The organism is Streptomyces sp. NPDC029014, assembly GCF_055564695.1.
Window position 1 is genome coordinate 24,580 of the sequence record NZ_JBVHVT010000079.1, and the last position, 18,098, is coordinate 42,677.

Annotated in this window: 17 protein-coding genes and 1 pseudogene; 6 read left to right on the forward strand and 12 right to left on the reverse strand. The window is 72.6% G+C overall.

What is annotated here, in order from left to right; all coding sequences use genetic code 11:
• Positions 1 to 52: 52 nt before the first annotated feature.
• The 6 genes from ACZ4VL_RS32150 to ACZ4VL_RS32175 form a co-directional block, all read right to left on the reverse strand.
• Positions 53 to 1,093 carry an HAD-IIIC family phosphatase gene (locus tag ACZ4VL_RS32150; protein ID WP_468207047.1) on the reverse strand — a complete coding sequence of 347 codons (1,041 nt, stop codon included), beginning with the start codon at positions 1,091 to 1,093 and terminating at the stop codon, positions 53 to 55.
• Positions 1,090 to 2,244, reverse strand: coding sequence for an acyl-CoA dehydrogenase family protein (locus tag ACZ4VL_RS32155; RefSeq protein WP_468207050.1), 1,155 nt, complete (start codon positions 2,242 to 2,244; stop codon positions 1,090 to 1,092). The genes ACZ4VL_RS32150 and ACZ4VL_RS32155 overlap by 4 nt, the downstream gene beginning before the upstream one ends.
• Positions 2,245 to 2,266: 22 nt before the next feature.
• Positions 2,267 to 2,521 carry a phosphopantetheine-binding protein gene (locus ACZ4VL_RS32160; protein WP_468207052.1) on the reverse strand — a complete coding sequence of 85 codons (255 nt, stop codon included), beginning with the start codon at positions 2,519 to 2,521 and terminating at the stop codon, positions 2,267 to 2,269.
• Between the two features lie 27 nt (positions 2,522 to 2,548).
• On the reverse strand, positions 2,549 to 3,400 hold the full coding sequence (locus ACZ4VL_RS32165; protein ID WP_468207055.1) for a 3-hydroxyacyl-CoA dehydrogenase family protein: 852 nt from the start codon (positions 3,398 to 3,400) through the stop codon (positions 2,549 to 2,551).
• Between the two features lie 16 nt (positions 3,401 to 3,416).
• The gene (locus tag ACZ4VL_RS32170) at positions 3,417 to 5,897 is read right to left on the reverse strand and encodes an FkbM family methyltransferase (RefSeq protein ID WP_468207057.1); all 2,481 of its coding nucleotides are present in this window, start codon (positions 5,895 to 5,897) and stop codon (positions 3,417 to 3,419) included.
• Positions 5,898 to 5,977: 80 nt separating this feature from the next.
• Complete coding sequence (locus tag ACZ4VL_RS32175; RefSeq protein WP_468207060.1) at positions 5,978 to 6,202, reverse strand: hypothetical protein; 225 nt, start codon at positions 6,200 to 6,202, stop codon at positions 5,978 to 5,980.
• A gap of 655 nt (positions 6,203 to 6,857) precedes the next feature.
• On the opposite strand from ACZ4VL_RS32175, the gene ACZ4VL_RS32180 reads away from it, so the two are divergent.
• Positions 6,858 to 7,316, forward strand: coding sequence for a nuclear transport factor 2 family protein (locus tag ACZ4VL_RS32180; protein WP_468207063.1), 459 nt, complete (start codon positions 6,858 to 6,860; stop codon positions 7,314 to 7,316).
• A 12-nt stretch (positions 7,317 to 7,328) separates the two neighbouring features.
• Here ACZ4VL_RS32180 and ACZ4VL_RS32185 read toward each other — a convergent pair whose 3' ends face one another.
• Together ACZ4VL_RS32185 and ACZ4VL_RS32190 are read right to left on the reverse strand one after the other, a co-directional pair.
• Positions 7,329 to 7,541 (reverse strand): hypothetical protein, encoded by a 213-nt coding sequence (locus ACZ4VL_RS32185; protein ID WP_468207066.1) that lies wholly within the window; start codon positions 7,539 to 7,541, stop codon positions 7,329 to 7,331.
• Positions 7,542 to 8,159: 618 nt separating this feature from the next.
• Positions 8,160 to 8,927, reverse strand: coding sequence for a thioesterase II family protein (locus tag ACZ4VL_RS32190; protein WP_468207069.1), 768 nt, complete (start codon positions 8,925 to 8,927; stop codon positions 8,160 to 8,162).
• A 220-nt stretch (positions 8,928 to 9,147) separates the two neighbouring features.
• Here ACZ4VL_RS32190 and ccrA point away from each other — a divergent pair, with 220 nt between their 5' ends.
• Positions 9,148 to 10,500 (forward strand): crotonyl-CoA carboxylase/reductase, encoded by a 1,353-nt coding sequence (ccrA, locus tag ACZ4VL_RS32195; RefSeq protein WP_468207071.1) that lies wholly within the window; start codon positions 9,148 to 9,150, stop codon positions 10,498 to 10,500.
• A complete protein-coding gene (locus ACZ4VL_RS32200) occupies positions 10,497 to 12,263 on the forward strand; it encodes a 3-hydroxyacyl-CoA dehydrogenase family protein (RefSeq protein WP_468207074.1) in 1,767 nt (588 codons plus the stop codon). The genes ccrA and ACZ4VL_RS32200 overlap by 4 nt, the downstream gene beginning before the upstream one ends.
• 27 nt (positions 12,264 to 12,290) lie before the next feature.
• On the opposite strand, the gene ACZ4VL_RS32205 is transcribed toward ACZ4VL_RS32200, so the two are convergent.
• Positions 12,291 to 14,570, reverse strand: coding sequence for an AAA family ATPase (locus tag ACZ4VL_RS32205; protein WP_468207077.1), 2,280 nt, complete (start codon positions 14,568 to 14,570; stop codon positions 12,291 to 12,293).
• A 542-nt stretch (positions 14,571 to 15,112) separates the two neighbouring features.
• Here ACZ4VL_RS32205 and ACZ4VL_RS32210 point away from each other — a divergent pair.
• Positions 15,113 to 15,910 carry a maleylpyruvate isomerase family mycothiol-dependent enzyme gene (locus ACZ4VL_RS32210; RefSeq protein WP_468207080.1) on the forward strand — a complete coding sequence of 266 codons (798 nt, stop codon included), beginning with the start codon at positions 15,113 to 15,115 and terminating at the stop codon, positions 15,908 to 15,910.
• A gap of 80 nt (positions 15,911 to 15,990) precedes the next feature.
• Here ACZ4VL_RS32210 and ACZ4VL_RS32215 read toward each other — a convergent pair whose 3' ends face one another.
• A complete protein-coding gene (locus tag ACZ4VL_RS32215) occupies positions 15,991 to 16,227 on the reverse strand; it encodes a hypothetical protein (protein WP_468207083.1) in 237 nt (78 codons plus the stop codon).
• A gap of 98 nt (positions 16,228 to 16,325) precedes the next feature.
• Here ACZ4VL_RS32215 and ACZ4VL_RS32220 point away from each other — a divergent pair, with 98 nt between their 5' ends.
• Both ACZ4VL_RS32220 and ACZ4VL_RS32225 read left to right on the forward strand, forming a co-directional pair.
• Positions 16,326 to 16,859, forward strand: a complete 534-nt coding sequence (locus tag ACZ4VL_RS32220; protein ID WP_468207086.1) for a hypothetical protein — start codon at positions 16,326 to 16,328, stop codon at positions 16,857 to 16,859.
• A gap of 13 nt (positions 16,860 to 16,872) precedes the next feature.
• Positions 16,873 to 17,439, forward strand: coding sequence for an SMI1/KNR4 family protein (locus ACZ4VL_RS32225; protein WP_468207089.1), 567 nt, complete (start codon positions 16,873 to 16,875; stop codon positions 17,437 to 17,439).
• 19 nt (positions 17,440 to 17,458) lie between these two features.
• Here the strand turns inward: ACZ4VL_RS32225 and ACZ4VL_RS32230 are convergent, their stop codons facing one another.
• Positions 17,459 to 17,923: an iron chaperone gene (locus tag ACZ4VL_RS32230; protein ID WP_468207091.1), complete on the reverse strand. Its 465-nt coding sequence runs from the start codon at positions 17,921 to 17,923 to the stop codon at positions 17,459 to 17,461.
• 79 nt (positions 17,924 to 18,002) lie between these two features.
• Positions 18,003 to 18,098, reverse strand: a pseudogene (locus ACZ4VL_RS32235) (glyoxalase); the annotation flags it as partial.

The window sequence follows — 18,098 nt, forward strand, 5'->3', positions numbered from 1 at the left end:
CGTCTCTCTCCATAAGTCCGGGTAGCCGGTGGGCGGGGTCCGCCTGCGGCGGTCAGCTCTCGACCGTGACGTCCATGTACGGCGGGAAGCCCTGCAAGCGGGTGCCGTCGTGCTCGAGGACGGACACGTCGCCGTTCTTGGCGACCTCGCGGAAGCCGGCGAACTTGTAGGTGACGTACATGGTCCGGTTGCGGCTGGTGGGCACGAACTCGGCGCGCAGCGTCACGCCCGCGTCGTGGGCGCTGCGGATCAGGTGCCCGAGCAGGACCGAGCCGACGCCCCGGGACATCACACGGCAGGACATCAGCAGCAGCTTCACGGTCCAGCTCGCATCACCGCGTTCGACGAGGGCGAGGCCGATCTTGCCGTAGGTGCCGTACTTGTCCTCCAGCCCGGCCACGAGCAGGTCGTGGTCGGGCGAGCGGCGGAACGCGTCCAGCTCCTCGTAGGAGTAGGTGTAGCCCGTGGCGTTGAGCTGGTTGGTGCGTACGGTGAGTTCCTCGGCGCGCTGCAGGTCACGCTCCTGGGCCGGCGCGATGGTGAAGCGCATGCCGAGGGAGGCGAGGAACTCCTCGTCGGTGCCGAGGTGGGCGTCCTGGGCCTCCTGGCGCTCCACGTCGGCGCGGTACAGGTGGCGGCGCTCGCGCGAGTCGGCGGTGACGAACCGGGGCTGCATCTGCGGCATGCCGGGGATCCGCTCGGCGTCGACGGCGTCGACGCACAGCACCTGCTCGTGGGCGAAGCGCACCTCGTCGCGTTCGAAGGGCTGGTCGTCGACGAAGGCGAGGGTGTCGATGCCGATGTTGAACGCCTCGGCGACGGCCTTCACGGAGTCGGACTTGTTGCCCCAGTTGATCTGCGGGTGGAGGAAGTACTCGGCGATGCCGAACTCCTCCAGCTTGGCCATGGCCGCGTCGTGGTCGTTGCGGCTGGCGATGGAGTGGAGGATGCCGCGCTCGTCGAGGGCGCGGATGACGTCCACGACGGCGGGTCTGAGCGTGACGTCACCGTCCTCGAGGAGCACGCCGTCCCACACGGTGTTGTCGAGGTCCCACACCACACACTTGACGGTGGTGACGGCCGTCGCGGTCATCGTTGTCTCCTTCGCAGTCCGCGTTCCTGGAACGCGTACTCGGCAAGGCCCACTTGGTGGAGCTGGGCGCTGCCCTCGATGATTTCCATGACTCTGGAGTCCCCGAGGTAGCGCTGTACGGGGTAGTCGGAGCTGCAGCCGTTGGCGCCGTGGATCTGGACGGCGTCGGCGGCGGCGCGTCCCGCGGCGGTGGCGGCGAAGTACTTGGCGGTCGAGGTCGCGGCCAGGGCGCCGGGGTCGCGCTGATCGCGCAGCCGGCCGGCCTCCAGGCACAGCAGCCGGGCGGCGCGGGCGTCCGTGTACATGGTGCTGATCATGCGTCTGACGAGCTGGTGCTCCTTGATGAGGGAGCCGAACTGCTCGCGGGTGGAGGCGTAGTCGACGCTCGCCCCCAGGCAGGCGTCGAGGATGCCGACACATCCCCAGCCGACGGTGTAGCGACCGAGGTCGAGGGCTGCGCCGACCACGTGGGAGACGCCGAGACCGGGCCGGGCCAGGACGTTGGCGTCCGGGACCCGGCAGTCGTCGAAGTACACGTCGGCGGTCATGGAGGCCCGGATGCCGATCATGTCCTCGATCAGCTCGGTCTTGACGCCCGGGGTGTCCCGCTCTATGAGCAGGGCGGTGGGCCCCTCCTCGGAGCGGCCCACGACCAGGAACAGGTCGGCGGTCTCCCCGTACGTCGTCCACTTCTTGTGGCCGTTGACCACCCAGTCGTCACCGTCGCGGACGAGCCGGGTGGTCACGGCCGCCGCGTCGCTGCCGACGCCCGGCTCGGACACGGCGAGAGCGCCGATGCGTTCGCCGGCGGCGAGCCGGGGCAGCCAGGTGTCCCGCTGGACCCGGCTGCCCCACCGGTTGATCGCGTGCGCCACCATCGTGTGGACGGTGAGCAGGCTGCGTACCGAGGAGCACGCCCGGCCGAGCTCGCCGGCGAGCAGGCCGAGGGTGACCGCGTCACCGCCGCCGCCGCCGTACTCACGCGGGATGGGCAGCCCGAGCAGCCCTTCGCGCGCCAGCAGCCGGACGACCTCGGGCGGGGTGCGCTGCGACCGGTGCCAGGAGTCGGCGTCCGGTGCGATGTGGTGGTCGGCGAAGGCGCGGAACTCCTCCTGCGCCTGCCGTTGCTGCGCGGTCAGCGTCGCGGTCATGTCGTGGCGTCCGCTCTCGTCTCTACCGGGCGACCGGGGCGGACAGCTTGCGGGTCACGAAGGCGTCGAGGGCGTCGATGGAGCGGAAGTACTCCAGCTCCAGGTCCTCGTTCTCGATCGTGATGCCGAAGTCGTGCTCGATGAACGAGACGAGCTGCATCGCGAACATCGAGCTGACGAAGCCGAGCTCGAAGATGTCGTCGTCGTCCTTGAGGCCGTGCACCGGGAAGAAGCGGGACAGGTACTCGGCGATCCTGGTCCTGTTGTCCGTGCTCATCTTTGTTCCGTCCTGTCGTCTTCGAGGTCAGTGGTACTTGTGGAAGCCCTCGCCGCTCTTCCTGCCGAGGAGGCCGGCGGCGACCATCTTCTTGAGCAGGGGAGCAGGCCGGTACTTGCTGTCGTTGAAGCTCTCGTAGAGCACCTCGACGGACTTGAGGATGGTGTCGAGGCCGATCAGGTCGGCGGTCTCCAGCGGGCCCATCTTGTGGTCGAAACAGGTCTTGAAGATCCGGTCGACGTCGGCCGCGGGAGCCACCCCGTCCTGGACGAGGAAGGCGGCCTCGTTGATGGTGAGCATCAGGACGCGGTTCGACACGAAGCCGGGGACGTCCTCGACCACGATGCAGTCCTTGCCCATCCCTGCGAGGAAGCGGCGCGCGGTGTCGAGGGTCTCGGGCGTGGTGTGGTGGCCGCGGATCACCTCGACCATCGGCTTCATCGGCACGGGGTTCATGAAGTGCATGCCGACGACCCGCTCGGGCCGCGAGGTCACCGAGCCGACGCGCGTGATGGAGATCGCCGAGGTGTTGACGGCGAAGACCACCTCCGGGCGCACGATGCGGTCGATCCGCTCGTACACCTGCTGCTTGACGCCCCAGTCCTCGGTGACGTTCTCGACGACGAAGTCGGCCTTGGCCAGCAGCTCGTAGTCGGTGGTGAACTCGATCTTCTCGAAGACCTCGGCCACGTCGACGCGGGAGCCCTTGTTGAACAGGGCGTAGGCGCGCAGGCTGGTGCGCAGCTCGCGGCGCGCGTTGTCGAGGACCTCGTCGGAGACGTCGACGAGCACCACCCGGTGCCCGGTCTGCGCGAGGTTCTGTGCGACACCGACGCCCATGACACCGGCGCCGACCACCCCTACCGTCGTGAATTCCATTTCTCGTCCGACTCCGTTAGCGTGCGCCGCGTACGGCGTAGATGTTGTGGATGTCCGTGCCGACGTACAGCTCGTCCTGTTCGGCCCTGACCGTGAAGCCGCGGCTCTCCAGGAGAGCGACGAGCCGGGCGACCTCGCCGTCGGCGTCGTGCGCCTCCAGCACCATCTGCTGGATCTTCGGCCAGTCCTCGTCGGCGATGCCGTCGATGACCTGGCGCTCGCTCTTCTGCACGTCGATCTTGATCAGGTCGATGCGCTCGATGCCCTCCTCGCGGATGACCGCGCTGAGCGGGCGGAGCGTGGCGGTGAACTCGATGGCCTCGAACCGGACGTCGAGCAGCTCGTCGGAGGAGACCAGCTCGGCGACCTCCGCATCGGCCTCCCCGGCCTTCTGCTGGTTGGCGATGATGGTGCGGAGGTTGTGCTTCTCCTCGTCCTCGTCCGGGTGGAACGAGGACATGCCCGAGCTGCGCGGGTAGAAGGTGAAGTTCGCCTCGGCCTCGACGTCGGAGACGCCGAGACGGAAGACCTTGGCGTTGACGCCGTGCTCGGCGACGTTCCGGCTCAGCAGTTCGAACATCGGGGGCGCCGGCTCGAAGGTGAAGACGCGTACGTCCTTGGCCTCGTAGTGCGCGAAGAGCGTGAACAGGCCGATGTTGCCGCCGACGTCGACGACCGTCGCGCCGTCCGGGATCGAGATGCCGTTCTTGGCGTACGTACGGTGGTCGAAGATGTCCTCGTAGAAGTGGAGGGTCTCCGCCTCGTTCTGGTGGGACACCGTCAGGCCGTTGGGCAGCGTGAAACGGGCCAGCGAGTTGCCCGTGTGCGAGGAGCCCTCGTGCGCGCGGGGCAGCTCGTCGCCGGCCCGCAGGACGTCGATCGCGGCGGCCATCCTCGTGAGGGTGGCCCACTCGTAGACCTGGCGCAGCGTGAGCTCGGTGCCGAAGGTCCGCTTGATGCGCAGGATCAGCCGGGCGGCGATCAGCGAGTTGCCGCCGACCTCGAAGAAGCTGACGTCACGGGGCAGCCGCTCGGTCTTCAGGAGCTTGGCCCACAGGGCGTGCAGCTCGAGCTCGGTGGGGGTGGGGGCGGCGGCCTCGTCGGTGTCCCGGGCGGCGGCGGGGGCGCCGTCGGCCACGACGTCCAGCTCGGAGGCGGGGAAGCCGGCCCAGTCGATGTCGGCGCCCGCGAGCCACAGCCTGCCCAGCGCCTTGAGGGCGACAGCCGAGTCGCTCTGGCGCTCCAGCGGGTGGCGCATGGAGGCGACGACGGTGCCCGCGTCGCTGCCGCGGACCATGGCGGCCATGCTGCTCAGGGTCTGGCCGGGGCCGTTCTCCAGCAGCAGGTCGCCGGTGCCGAGCGCGGCGAGGCCGTCGGCGAAGCGGACCGGGCTGACCAGGTGGCGCGCCCAGTACGCCGGGTCCGTGGCCTCCTCGTCGGTGATGGGACGGCCGGTGACGTTGGAGATGTACGGGATGCTCGGCGGGTTCAGCGCGAGGCCGCGCGCCAGCTCGGTCACCTGGTCGGCGATGGGCTCCATCATCGACGAGTGGAAGGCGTGCGTGGACTGGACGCGGCGGTGGACGACGCCCCGCTCCGTGAGGTCGCGCTCCAGCGCCTCGACGGCGGCGACCGGTCCGGCCGCCACGCAGAACTCGGGGCCGTTGACGGCGGAGAGCGAGACACCGTCGCCGAGCAGCGGGCGGACCTGCTCCTCGGGGAGCATCACGGCGAGCATGGCGCCGTGCGGCAGCGCGTCGATGAGCGCGGCGCGGCGGGCGACCAGCGTCAGCGCGCCCTCGAGGGACAGCACTCCGGCCAGGGTGGCCGCGACGTACTCGCCCAGGCTGTATCCGATCATGATGCGGGGCCGGGCGCCCCACGACTCCCAGAGCCTGGCCAGGGCGTACTCGACGACGAACAGCGCCGGCTGGGCGAAGCGGGTGGCGTTGAGCCTGCGCTCGCTCTCGCTCTGCGGGCCGGTGTCGCGGCCGAGCATGCGCCGCAGGTCCACGGCCGGGGCCTCGGCGGTGCGCTCCGAGGGCGTGGGGTCGGGGAAGACGACCTCGCGGATGTCCAGGCCCAGCTCGGGGACGAGGGCGTCGGCGCAGGTGTCGACGGCGTCCCGGAAGACGGGGAAGTCGCGGTACAGCTCGCGGCCCATGTCCACGTAGTGGTCGCCGAGGCCGGGGAACATGAACGCGACGGGCGCGGCGGCCTGCACGGGCTCCTTGGTGCCCAGCTCCGTCGCACCGCCCTCGCCGGCCAGCACGGCACCGCGGTGGCCGCCGTCGGCGGCGCCGACGGTGCGTATCCGCACCGGAACGTCCTCCAGTGCCGGCGACCCGGTGAACCGGGCCTTCAGCCCGGCCAGTCCGGCGTCGAGCGACGTGCCGTTGGCCCCGCTGACCAGGGCGAGGTGCCACGGGATCGGCCCGTGGGGCGACAGCGCCGTCCGGTCGCGGGTTTTCTCGGCGGTGATGATGTTGGGGCTCATGCCTCTCCTTGAGGTGTACGGCTGGCCGGGAAGAGTCGAGTGCCCACTGCTGCCCCGTTCCCCCTCCGAGGAAGTCCGTCTCAGCCGACTCTCACGGCGGTGGCTCGAGCGGGACCGGAGCAGCGGTGGACGCTCCACCGTGCCGGGCGTGTGTCGGGGGTGACGGTCCATTCGCCGGTGTGCGCGGGCACCAGGGCGGGGGTGGCGGTCTGTTCGTAGTCGAGGCGGCCGGCGTGGGGGAAACAGAGGCGGAGGGACTCGGTGGTGTGGGTGCGGCCGTCGGCGGTGGTGGTGTCCACGGCCATGGCCTGGAGGCCGGGGCGTCTTCGGTCAGGACCGGGCGGGAGACGTGCGGAAGCAGTTCGGGCCAGCCGCCGGCCCGGTACGGGAACACGTTCGGCCGGGCCGCTTGAGGGATCTTCGACGAGCGCTCGATCTGCTCCGCGGAGGCTGTCCGTACCCGATGGAACGGAGGGCCGGTCCCATGACCACCATGTTGCCCGGCCGCGCGAGGGCCACCCCGCGAGCACCCGGGCGGGCACCCGCCGAGGTACCGGACTTCGGCGGCCTGCACGCACGGGTCCAGCAGCCCTGAGCGCACCGGATGCAGCTCTTCGACGCGCACGAGGCCGCACGCCGGGCCGGGACGTTCACCGAGGACGCCGTCCTTCGACGTGCCGGACCGGCCGCGAAGCGTCCACTGCAACAGGGCCCAGCGGGGGCGCGACGGCGAGCGGCTGCGGCACTGGATCGGGATGCTCGGCGTCACGCCGGACCCGGACGGGACCCTGCGCACACGCGCCTACGCGCTGGTGCACGCGCGACGTCGCCCGGAGGCGAGCCGAGGCTGCACCGTACCTGTGTCATGGAGGACCTCGGTCCGCTCGCGCGGCGAGTGGCGCACCCGCCATGGCGTCGTGACCCGCGACGACCTCACCTGACGAACCGAAGGAGAACGCCATGACGACGTACGCGACCGAGCCCCGGCCCGGCACCAGCCTGACCACCCTGTACGTGGAGGCTCAGCGGTACTACGCCCGGCAGGTTCGGCTGCTCGACGCGCTGCGGCTGGATGAGTTCGCGTCGACGTTCACCGCAGACGGGGTGTTCGCGGCGCCGCCCGACGTCCCCGCGGTGCTCGGCCGCGACGGCATCGCGGCGGCGCTGCGCGAGGCCCACACCCGCCGCTTCGGCACGGAGCCGGTGCGCTGCCGCCACTGGTTCAACATGCTGCACGTGGAGCCGGGTCCGGAGGGCACCCTGCTCACGAGCTTCTACATGCTGACGATGACCAGCCGCCCCTGGGACCCGGCTCCGGCCGTCGCGCTGAGCAGCGTGGTGGACGACGTTCTGGTGTACGAGGAGGGCGAGCTGCGCACCCGGGAGCGCCGGATCACGCACGACCACGTGTCGTTCTGATCGGGGCGCGGGTCAGCCCGTCGGAGCCGTGCCGCCGCCGCTCATGGGGCGCCGGCCCGCATGAGGGCCGGCGCGGTGCGCCGAACGACGCGGCCCGGCGCGGTGCGCCGAACGACGCGGCCCGGCGCGGTGCGCCGAACGACGCGGCCCGGCCACGGCCGGCCGGCGGGCGGCGACGCGCAGGTCGTGGGCGAGGGCCAGGTCGTCGCAGAGCACTGGCGTCACGGCCCGATCCCAGAACCCTCGGGGGCGCCGCCCCCTCCGGGACGGCGCCGACCCCGTCGAGCAGCCCGGGCAACCGCTCGTCGGAGGCGCCCCAAGGCGTCCGACGGGTCGCTCCCGGCGTCGGGCAGGCACCGACGGCGAGCAGCGCCGGCCCGGGCAGCCCCGTCTCGTGCAGGGCGAACAGGTGTGCGGCGGTGACGAGGGTGGCGTGGCGGTGCCAGCCGGTGAACGAGCGCCCTTCGAAGTGGTCCAGGCCCAGTTCCGCCTCGCCTTCGGGCCACTGCGCGATCAGCCGGACGAGCGCTCATCGCGGCTTTGGAGCCCTTGCGCCAGGTCACGGCCCGGCCCCCGTAGCGTTCCGTGGCCAGCACGTGCTCGCGTGAGGAGAGCGGCCGGTTGCGGTGCCGCGGCACCGGGTGGGGCCGAGCCCTGCGCAGGCGGGCCGATGCGGCACCGCTTCCCCGCCACAAGCGGTCATCTCGGCCTCGGCCTGCAGGACGTAGGCCGGCCCACGGCCTTCCGGACCGTGGGCGGAAGTCGGCGACCGGTGCAGCCGCTGGAGCCGCGGCGAGGGCTCCCCGCCCAAAGCCTCTACCAGCCGTGCCCGAATGGGCGGGGTCAGAGCGAGGCCGCCACGGGTGTCCTGGCCAGCCGGTCCTCGACCGTACGGAGCACCTCCGCCTGCTGGTCGACCAGGAAGAAGTGGCCGCCGGGCAGGACCCGCAGGCCGAAACCGGACCGGGTGTGGTTCTCCCAGGCCCGTACCTCCTCGACGAGGGCATGGGGATCGCGGTCGCCGGTGAACGCGGTGACGGGGCAGTCCAGGGCGGGTCCGGGCCGGTAGCGGTAGCCGCGCACCGCCCGGTAGTCGGCACGCAACGCCGGAAGGATCATGCGCAGCGTCTCCTCGTCGTCGAGGAGCGCGTCCCCGGTCCCGTCGAGCTTGCGGATCTCGGCGACGACCTCCTCGTCGGTCTCCGGGTGCCACTCGTCCGCGCGGTCCACGGAGGGCGCGCCGCGGCCCGAGACGAACAGTGCGGTGGGGCCGCTGCCAGCGGCCTCCATGCGCCGGGCCACCTCGAAGCCGAGGACGGCGCCCATGCTGTGCCCGAACAGGGCGTACGGCCGGTCCGTCCACGGGCCGAGCGCCCCGGCGATCCGGTCGGCCAGCGCCTGAAGGTCCGTGACGGCCGGCTCCGCGCGCCGGTCCTGGCGGCCCGGATACTGGACGGCCAGCACCTCGACGCGTGGCGACAGTTCCCGCGCGACGGGGAAGTAGAAGCTGGCCGAGCCACCGGCATGCGGCAGGCACACCAGGCGCACGGGCGCGTCGGGAGCGGGACGGTAGTTCCTGAACCAGGGGCTGTCGCCGGGGATTCCCGTCATGAGTTCTCCTAGCCGAGGGGAGTGGAGCCTCGGCCCAGGATGCGTGCGGGCGGCCCCTCCGGCCCCCCTAACCGACCCCCCTCACCCACCCCTCAGAGGGCCCCTGTGAGGGGCGTGCCCGTTGAGGGGGCGGACAGGGGTGCCGCGCCGCCGCGTGCCGTCCGACGCTGGTACGCAGTGGCCCGCCCTCCTCGGCTCTCAAGAGAAACAGGGAATTCACGTGGACGAGATCATCAGTGCCCTTCTCTCCGAGGACGCGACACCGCAGGACTTCGCGGCCGTACGCCTCCCGGAGAGCTACCGCGGTGCCGTCGTCCGCAAGGAGGACACCGGCATGTTCGACGGCATGGACTCCGCGGACAAAGACCCCCGCAAGTCCCTGCACCTCCAGGACGTGCCGGTGCCGCTGCCGTCGGCCGGGGAGGCTCTGGTCGCGGTGATGGCCAGCTCGGTCAACTACAACACCGTGTGGAGCTCGATCTTCGAGCCGCTGCCGACCTTCGGCTTCCTGGAGCGGTACGCGAAGCTCTCCCCCGCCGCCGAGCGCCACGACCAGCCGTACCACGTCCTCGGCTCCGACCTGGCCGGCGTCGTGCTGCGCACCGGCCCGGGCGTCAACCGCTGGAAGCCCGGCGACCGGGTCGTCGCGCACTGTCTGTCGGTGGAGCTGGAGTCGGCGGACGGCCACGACGACACGATGCTCGACCCGGAGCAGCGGATCTGGGGCTTCGAGACGAACTTCGGCGGCCTGGCGCAGCTGGCCCTGGTCAAGTCCAACCAGCTCATGCCCAAGCCGGAGCACCTCAGCTGGGAGGAGGCGGCGGCGCCGGGCCTGGTGAACTCCACCGCGTACCGCCAGCTCGTCTCGCGCAACGGCGCCGGGATGAAGCAGGGCGACAACGTGCTCATCTGGGGCGCGAGCGGCGGCCTCGGCTCGTACGCCACCCAGCTGGCGCTGGCCGGCGGGGCCACGCCGATCTGTGTCGTCTCCTCCCCCGGGAAGGCGGAGATCTGCCGCTCGATGGGCGCAGAGGCGGTCATCGACCGCAACGCCGAGGGCTATCGGTTCTGGAAGGACGAGCGCACCCAGGACCCGCGGGAGTGGAAGCGCTTCGGCAAGCGCATCCGCGAGCTGACGGGCGGCGAGGACGTGGACATCGTCTTCGAGCACCCGGGCCGCGAGACCTTCGGCGCTTCCGTCTACGTCACCCGCAAGGGCGGCACCATCACCACCTGCGCCTCCACCTCGGGCTACATGCACGAGTACGACAACCGCTACCTGTGGATGTCCCTCAAGCGCATCGTCGGCTCCCACTTCGCCAACTACCGCGAGGCCTGGGAGGCCAACCGGCTCATCGCCAAGGGCAAGATCCACCCCACCCTGTCGAAGGTCTACTCCCTGGAGGAGACCGGCCAGGCCGCGTACGACGTCCACCGCAACCTCCACCAGGGCAAGGTCGGGGTCCTCGCCCTCGCCCCCCACGAGGGGCTGGGCGTCCGGGACGAGGAGATGCGCGACCGGCACGTCCACGCCATCAACCGCTTCCGTGAAAGGACGGCACAGACCTCATGACGGAGCGACAGAACACCGCACCGGTGACGGCCGTCGTCGGCCTCGGCTCGATCGGCGAGGCCCTGCTGCACCTGCTGTACCAGGCGGGCCACACCGTCGTCGCCGTCGACACCGACCTGGACGTCCTCGCCCGGGTGGCCGGGCGGCTCAAGGCCGTCACCGCCGCGGCGGAGACGGCGGGCGCCGAAGCCGGCGACCGGCCCGACGTCACCTTCACCGCCGACCACACGGCGCTGCGCATGGCCGGCCTGGTCGTCGAGGCCGTTCCCGACGACCCGGCCGTCAAGGCGGCGGTCCTCGCCACGATCACCTCCGTCTGCCCGCCCGGCACCCCCGTCGTGATCACCACGGCCACGCTGTCCGTCGCCCGCCTGGCCATCGCCACCGGCCGCCCGGCGGACGTCGCGGGGCTGCGCCTGTTCACCCCGCCCGCCCCCGGCGCCCCCGCCGAGCCGGTGCGTACCGCCCTGACCTCCCCGGAAGCGGCCGACGCGCTGGACCGGCTGATGACGGCGGCCGGGCTCACCCCGGTGACGATCGGCGCCCGCCCGGCCGCCGACGCGACCGACCTGGTCCTCGCCTTCCTCAACCGCGCCGTCGCGCTCCTCGACGAGGGCTACGCCACCCAGCGCGCCATCGACACCGCCATGCGGCTCGGCTGCGGACTGCCGGCCGGCCCTCTCGAGACGCTCGACCGCATGGGCCTCGACACGGTCCACGCCCAGCTGACCGACCGGTGGCGGCGCACTGGTGACACCGCCTTCGAACCCGCTCCGCGCTTGACCCGGATGGTCGCCACCGGGCGCCTCGGCCGCAAGACCGGCGACGGGTTCTACGCGTACGACGAGACGGGAGCCGTCCTCTCCGACGGCCCGGCGTACGGCGGTGGGGAGCCGGCGGGCCGTGCCGTGCGCCGCGTCGGCGTGCTCGGTTCCGGCGCCATGGCGCGCGGCATCGCCGAGGTCACCGCCACGGCCGGATATCCCACGGTCCTGGTCGCCCGCAGCGCCGCCAAGGCGGACCAGGCGCTGGAGTCCATCGCCGACTCGCTCACCCGCGGGGTGCGCCGGGGCAAGGTCAGCGCCCAGGCCAAGGCGGCCGCCCTCGAGCTGCTCACCGGGGCCGACGGCATGGCCGCGCTCACCGACTGCGACCTGGTGATCGAGGCGGTCGCCGAGGACCCGGACGTCAAGCGCGAGCGGTTCGAGGCGCTGGGCGAGGTGTGCGCCCCCGGCACGGTGCTGGCCACCACCACCTCCAGTCTCTCCGTCGCCGCGTGCGCCGAGGCGTCCGGCCGACCGGCCGACGTCGTGGGCATCCACTTCTTCAACCCGGCACCGGTGATGAAGCTGATCGAGCTGGTGCACACCGGCACGGTGGACCCGGGCGTCCTCGCCACGGCGCGGGCCTTCTGCCACACGCTGCGCAAGACGGCGGTGGAGTGCCCGGACCGCACCGGCTTCATCGTCAACAGCCTGCTCTTCCCCTACCTGGGGGCGGCCCTCGCCCTGCTGGAACGGCACGACGTGGACATCGAGAAGACCGACGACGCGATCCGGCACGGATTCGGCTTCCCCATGGGGCCGTTCGCCCTGCTGGACACCATCGGTCTCGACGTCTCGCTCGCCATCCAGCACCGGCTGTACGAACGCTTCGGCACCCCCGAGTACGTACCGGCGCCGGCACTGGAGGAGCTGGTGGCCGCCGGGCTGCTGGGCCGCAAGAACGGGCGCGGGCTGCGTACGGCGGATGCCCGGCGCTGACTGCGGACGCCCGACTCCGACCGGCCGTCAGCGCGGGTGCGCCGCCGCCAGGGCGGCCAGGTCCGTACGGGACGTGACCTGCAGCTTGCGGTAGATCCGCGTCAGGTGCTGTTCCACCGTGCTGGTGGTGACGTACAGCCGGGCCGCGATGGCCCCGTTGGTGCACCCGTCGGCGGCCAGCACCGCGACCCGCCGCTCGGCCCTGGTCAGTTCGGCGATCGGGTCCGCGCCCGCCTCCTGCCCGCCGCGCAGTGCCCGCAGCGCACCGTCGGCGGGTGTACGCCAGTCCAGGGCGCCGCGCGGCTCCAGCCGCCACCGCTCCAGCAGGTCCCGGCAGGCGTGGAAGTCGCCGAGGGCGGCCCGGGGCCGGTCGACGGCCTGGTGGTAGCGGCCCCTGGCCAGCAGGTAGTGGAGCCCGGCCCGGGTGCGGAACATCGCGGCGGGCACCGGTACGCGCAGCCACGCGGCCGCCTCCTCGTGGGCGCCCCGGCGGGTCGCCGCCAGCACGGCGGCCGACAGCGGCATGCCGATGGCCACGCCCCAGGCGCCCGGCGACAGCAGCGACAGCGCCCTCTGCGCGTACCGGGCGGCGGCGTCGTGGGCCCCGGTGCGGGAGTGCACCACGGCGGCCGCCGCGAGCGCCCCCGCCCGCCGCGCCGGGGTCGCCGCCTCGGCCCGCTCCGCGCCGGCCGTCAGCGCGCACCAGCGGTCCGCCCGCCCGGTCTCCCCCGCGTGCAGCAGGGCGCACAGCACGTCGGCGACGGACCCCTGCGGGGCGTGGTCGTAGACGACCGACTCCAGCACCCGCTCGGTGTGCTCGTCCATGTCCTCGTGCGGGCGCCCCTCCGGAGCGTCCCCGGGGCGCAGGTACGGATAGACGTACGCGGCCGCCGCCAACGGGCCCGCACCGCCCGCATCCCCGAGGTGCGCGGCGGCCTGTGTGGCCCCGGCCGGACGCCCGTGCCACAGCAGCAGTCCCACGGCGCCCGCCGCGTCCTCGGCGTCCGGCCGCCCGGCGGCCAGGTCCCGTTCGAGGGCCGGCAGGTGGCGGATGACGGCGGCGGGGTCGGCCTCCCACTCGGCGTGGGCCAGTGCCGTGAGCAGCCCGCCGTCCTCCTCGGCACCCGAACCCGACCGGTGGGCGGTGCGCAGGAACTCGGCGGCCTGACGGGCCTCGCCGGAGCCCAGCGCCTGCCGGGCCGCCTCGGCGAGCAGCGGAACGGCCCACGCCGGGCCGGGCGGCCGGCGGCCCGAGGCGTCCGCGGCCACCAGGTGGCGGGCGACCGGCGCGGGTTCGGCGCCGTTCTCGTAGAGCATGCGGGCCGCCGCGCTGTGCAGCCGCGTCGACTCCTCGGCGGACAACTCCTCCAGCACCGCTGCCCGCACGCCCTCGTGGCGCAGCCGCCCGTCCTCCAGCAGCCCGGCCGCGTCCAGCTCGTCGAGGCAGGCCGCGACGGCCCGTTCGGGCAGTTCCAGCAGCCGGGCCAGCAGGGTGAGCGTTGCCGTGTCGGCGAGTACGGCCAAGGCGCGCGCGACGGACCCCACCGGCGCTCCGGCGCCGTGCAGGCAACCGGTGACGGCCCGCCGGAACGCCGTGCCCGCCACCGGGCGGGAGGGCCGCACCGGTTCGCAGGCCCGGTGGTCGTCGAGCAGTCCGTGCAGCAGTCGTGGGTTCCCACCGGTGAACCGGTGCCAGTCGGAGGCGAGCCGCCGTGCCGTCGCCTCGTCCATCGCGCCGCCCTCGGGCGCGGCCAGGAAGCCGGCCACCGCGTCCTCGTCGTGGACGGTGAGCGGTACGGGCATGCAGCGGGGGTGTCTCAGCAGTTCGGCCAGCGGCAGCGGCAGCGGGCCCCCCGGGGAAGGGGACGCCGGCCGGCCGCTCAGTACCAGCAGCATCCTGGTGCCGGCGAGCCGTCCGCACACGTACAGCAGGCACCGCGCGGATGCCTCGTCCATATGGTGGGCGTCGTCGACGAGGGCCACGACGGGCGCGTGCCCCGCATGGTCGCGTAGCGCCGCGTGGAGGACGTGGGGCGGTGCGGAGGCGGGCGGTAGGGCGTCGGGGCCCACGCCGCTGAGCAGCTGCCCCACGACGCCGAGCGGCAGATCGGTCTCGGCCGGGGTGGCGGTCGCGCTCAGCACCAGCGCGCCCGCGCGGCCGGCCCGTTCGGCAGTTCCGCGCAGCAGGGCGCTCTTGCCGGTGCCGGGGCTGCCCGTGACGAGTGCCGCGCGGCCCCCGCCTTGCCGGGCAGCCGTGAAGAGCTCGTCCAGCAGGCCGAGTTCCCCGCCCCGCCACGCCAGTTCCACCGGAGCCCCCCATGTCGTCAGGCCACCCGGACGGCCACCGTCCGCTGCGGGGGAGTCTGCACGGGAACGCGGCAGCTTCGCTGGTACCGGACAAGAGCCCCGCTCGAGCCGTTCGTGCCCACCTCGAGCGGACCGCTCAGCAGCAGGTCACCACAGGAGCACCGAAGCGTCCGGCAGACAGGGCAGACCGCTGCCGGACCAGGTGTCGAACCCGCCGCCGGCGAACCGGTCCGCACCCGGAGCAGCGAAGCGCCGTGGTGGGCGCCGAGCACGTTGACGACGAACGTGCCCCGGTCGACGAGCAGGGGCTGGCGGGACAGGCGAAGAACACGCCGTCGCGGACCAGGGGTGCCGGTTCGTGGTGGCGGGCCACCAGGGTGGCGACCGCGCACTTGTTGCCGCGGCCGAGGACGGGGTCCTCGCAGCAGTGCGCAGCTTGTCACCCGAGCGGTGGGAGGCGACGACGACGTCCGCAATGGCCAACCGGCAGCGACCGTGAAAATGGCTGTCCGATCACCGGAGCACAGTGATAGACATCCGGCGTGGAAAAGAATCTTGAGTTCCCTGACCTGCTGCGACTGATCGACGAACGGTCGACCGCCTTCCGCGCCGCAGTCGCCGCCGCGCCCAGTCTCGACGCACAGGTGCCGACCTGCCCCGAGTGGACGCTGTTCGACCTGGTGAAGCACCTGGGCGGGGGAGACCGTTTCTGGGCCGCCATAGTCAGCGCGGGGCCTGCCGACGCTCCCCCGGCCGAGGCCACCGCTGCGCGCGCTGCTCTGGAAGTGCCTCGGGAGCGTGAGGCCCTGCTGGCCTGGCTGGCCGCGTCGACGCAGCTCCTGCTGAGCGCCCTGCGCGAGGCGGGCCCGGACGCCGGCTGCTGGGCGTGGTGGAGTGCCCTGCAGACGCCGCGGACCTCCGGCGGAGTCGCCCGGCACCGGGCCCAGGAGACCGCGGTCCACACGTACGACGCCCAGCTCACCGGGGGCGCCCCGCAGCCGCTGCCGGGCGAGGTGGCACTCGACGGTGTGGAGGAGTTCCTGTTCACCTGCGTCGCGACGCCCAGCGCCTGGCCGCACGAGCCCGCCACCTTCGACTTCCACACCGCCGAGGGCCGCTCCTGGCGCCTCACGGTCGACGGCGACGGCGCACGCTCCACCCGCATCCCCGCGCCCACTGCCGCGACCGGCGAGGACTCGGACGCAGCCGGCGTCTCCATCCATGGCACGGCCAGTGAGTTGATCATCTACTTGTACGACCGTATCCCGGCCCAGTCCTTGCACGTCGACGGAGATGCAGGGCTGCTCGACCTGCTCCGCGCCTGGGAGCCGGAGCACTAGGACGTAGCGGGAGCGGTTGGCCGCGCCCCGAGCCGGTAGGAAACGACTCTCCGCCAGGTTCGTCAGTCGCGGCACCGGGCTCAAACCAGCGAGGCGGCCTCGGGGACGAACACGTTGTCGCTGAAGATGACCGCGGTGCCCCTGCTGGTCAGCAGGTCCCGGCCCTGGCGGCGGCGCCGGGCCCGCTTGCGGCAGACCGGCCCGCAGAACGTCTGCCGGGCGGGCGCGTCCTTCGGCAGCGCCGTCCGGCACCACGGGCAGCGCCGAATCCGTCGGGTCGCGCCACCAGCGTCCCGCCGTCCGAGGCGGTCGGGCAACGAGCGGTGCCGTTGCCTCCGGCCCGCCGAACCCGTTGCCCCGGCGTGGACCTTCGAGGGGGCCGGTCCGCTGGCTGGGGCTCGGCGCGCTGACCGAGGTGTTCACGCCGCAGCTGGTGGACGCGGTGATAGCCGAGTACGGCCGGGGCGAGCGGCGGCGTCTCGTCGCTGAGCCCCTCGCCCGCTCGGTCGTCGGGCCGGACGACTTGGTCATCGCCGCCCGCGGCTTCTGGAGCTCGGCGTTCTACCGCGACTTCCGCGCGGTCCAGGGCGCCCATCTGCTGGCCCGGTTGCCGTCCGACAAGCTCGGCCGCAAGCAGCACGACCTGCCGGACGGGACGTTCATCTCCGAGATCCGGCGAGATCCGGCTGAGGAAGCAGAACGTGCTCCGGGCGAAGAAGGCCGGCCGCCCGTTCCCGAAGGAGACGGTGTTCCGGGTGATCCGTTCGCCACCGCCTCCGGGCTGCGGCACGCCCTCGCCGAGGTCCGCGAGGAACCGCGGCACCGCCCGCTGCCCGCCCGGCGCCGGCGCGAGCAGGACCGGATGGTGGAGGAACCGCCCAGCCGCTTCCCCCAGCGGCGGAGCCGGTCCGGAGTGGACAAGGCCGCCATCGGCCCGCTCGGCCTGTAGCGTCCCTCCCGTGATGCCCCTCGATGCACTCGTCCGCCTGTGCCCGCCGCCCACCGATCCGCCCCCCGCGGTGGACTGGGCGCAAGCCGAACGCATCCTGGGTGCGGGTCTGCCCGCCGACTACGAGCAGCTCGTCGAAAAATACGGCGACGGCATCTTCGACGAGACGATCTGGCTGCTCGTCCCCGACTCCGCCTACGACGACTGCGACCTGTACGCACAGACGGCGGAACGGGAGGAGATCCTGGCGGACCTGTGGGAGTTCGAGGACAAGCCCGCCGCCCTGCAGGAGGCGGGAGCGAGGGTTGTGCCCTGGGCCTTCGAGGAGGGCACGGGGGCCTTCCTGTACTGGCTGGCGCGGCCCGGTCAGCACCCCGACGAGTGGACCGTGCTCTACAACGAGGGGCGCGGCCCGCTATGGGAGCACCACGACATGGGGTGCGTCGCCTTCCTGCTGGCGGTACTCACAGGAACGGCGGAAACGGAGTACTTCGGCTACCTGCGCGACGTGCTGGAGCCGAAGCCATCGCCGCACCGCTTCGCGACGGCCGCCGAGACCCTCGGAACCGCCGGAGAGTGAACCGTCGGCCGCTCTCGGGCTAGGCGCACGCCTTCTTCACGAGTGCGCTGACGAGCTGTTCGTCGGCCGCGGTCAGCTCCTTCAGGGCGAAGGCGGTCGGCCACATCGCACCGTCGTCGAGTGCCGCCTGGTCGCTGAACCCGAGCATCGCGTACCGCGACTTGAACTTCTCCGCGCTCTGGAAGTGACAGACGACCTTGCCGTCCCTGGCGTACGCGGGCATCCCGTACCAGAGCCTGGGCGCGAGATCGGGAGCGGCAGCCTTGATGATCTCGTGGATCCGCTCGGCGAGCACCCGGTCCGCTTCCGGCATCTCGGCGATCTTCACGAGGACGTCCTGTTCCGCTGCCGCCTCCTTCTCCGCCTTCGACGCACCGCGCCGCGCCGCCGTCTTCTTCTGCTCCTGTGCGTGCTCCTTCATCGCGGCCCGCTCCTCGGCGGTGAATCCGCTGTACTCCTCGGTGGGCGACTTCATGGACGGCATGGCGGTCTTCCTCTCATACAAGGCGTGACAGGACGGGTCGGTGAGGCGAGGCGGGTGGTCGGCGCGGCGTGGGCGCGAGCTACGCGGCGGCCTCCCAGACGAATCCGTCCGGGTCGGTGAAGGTGTCGGTGGTGCTGCCGAGGGCGAGGCGGTGCGAGCCGGTGCCGTCGGCGGG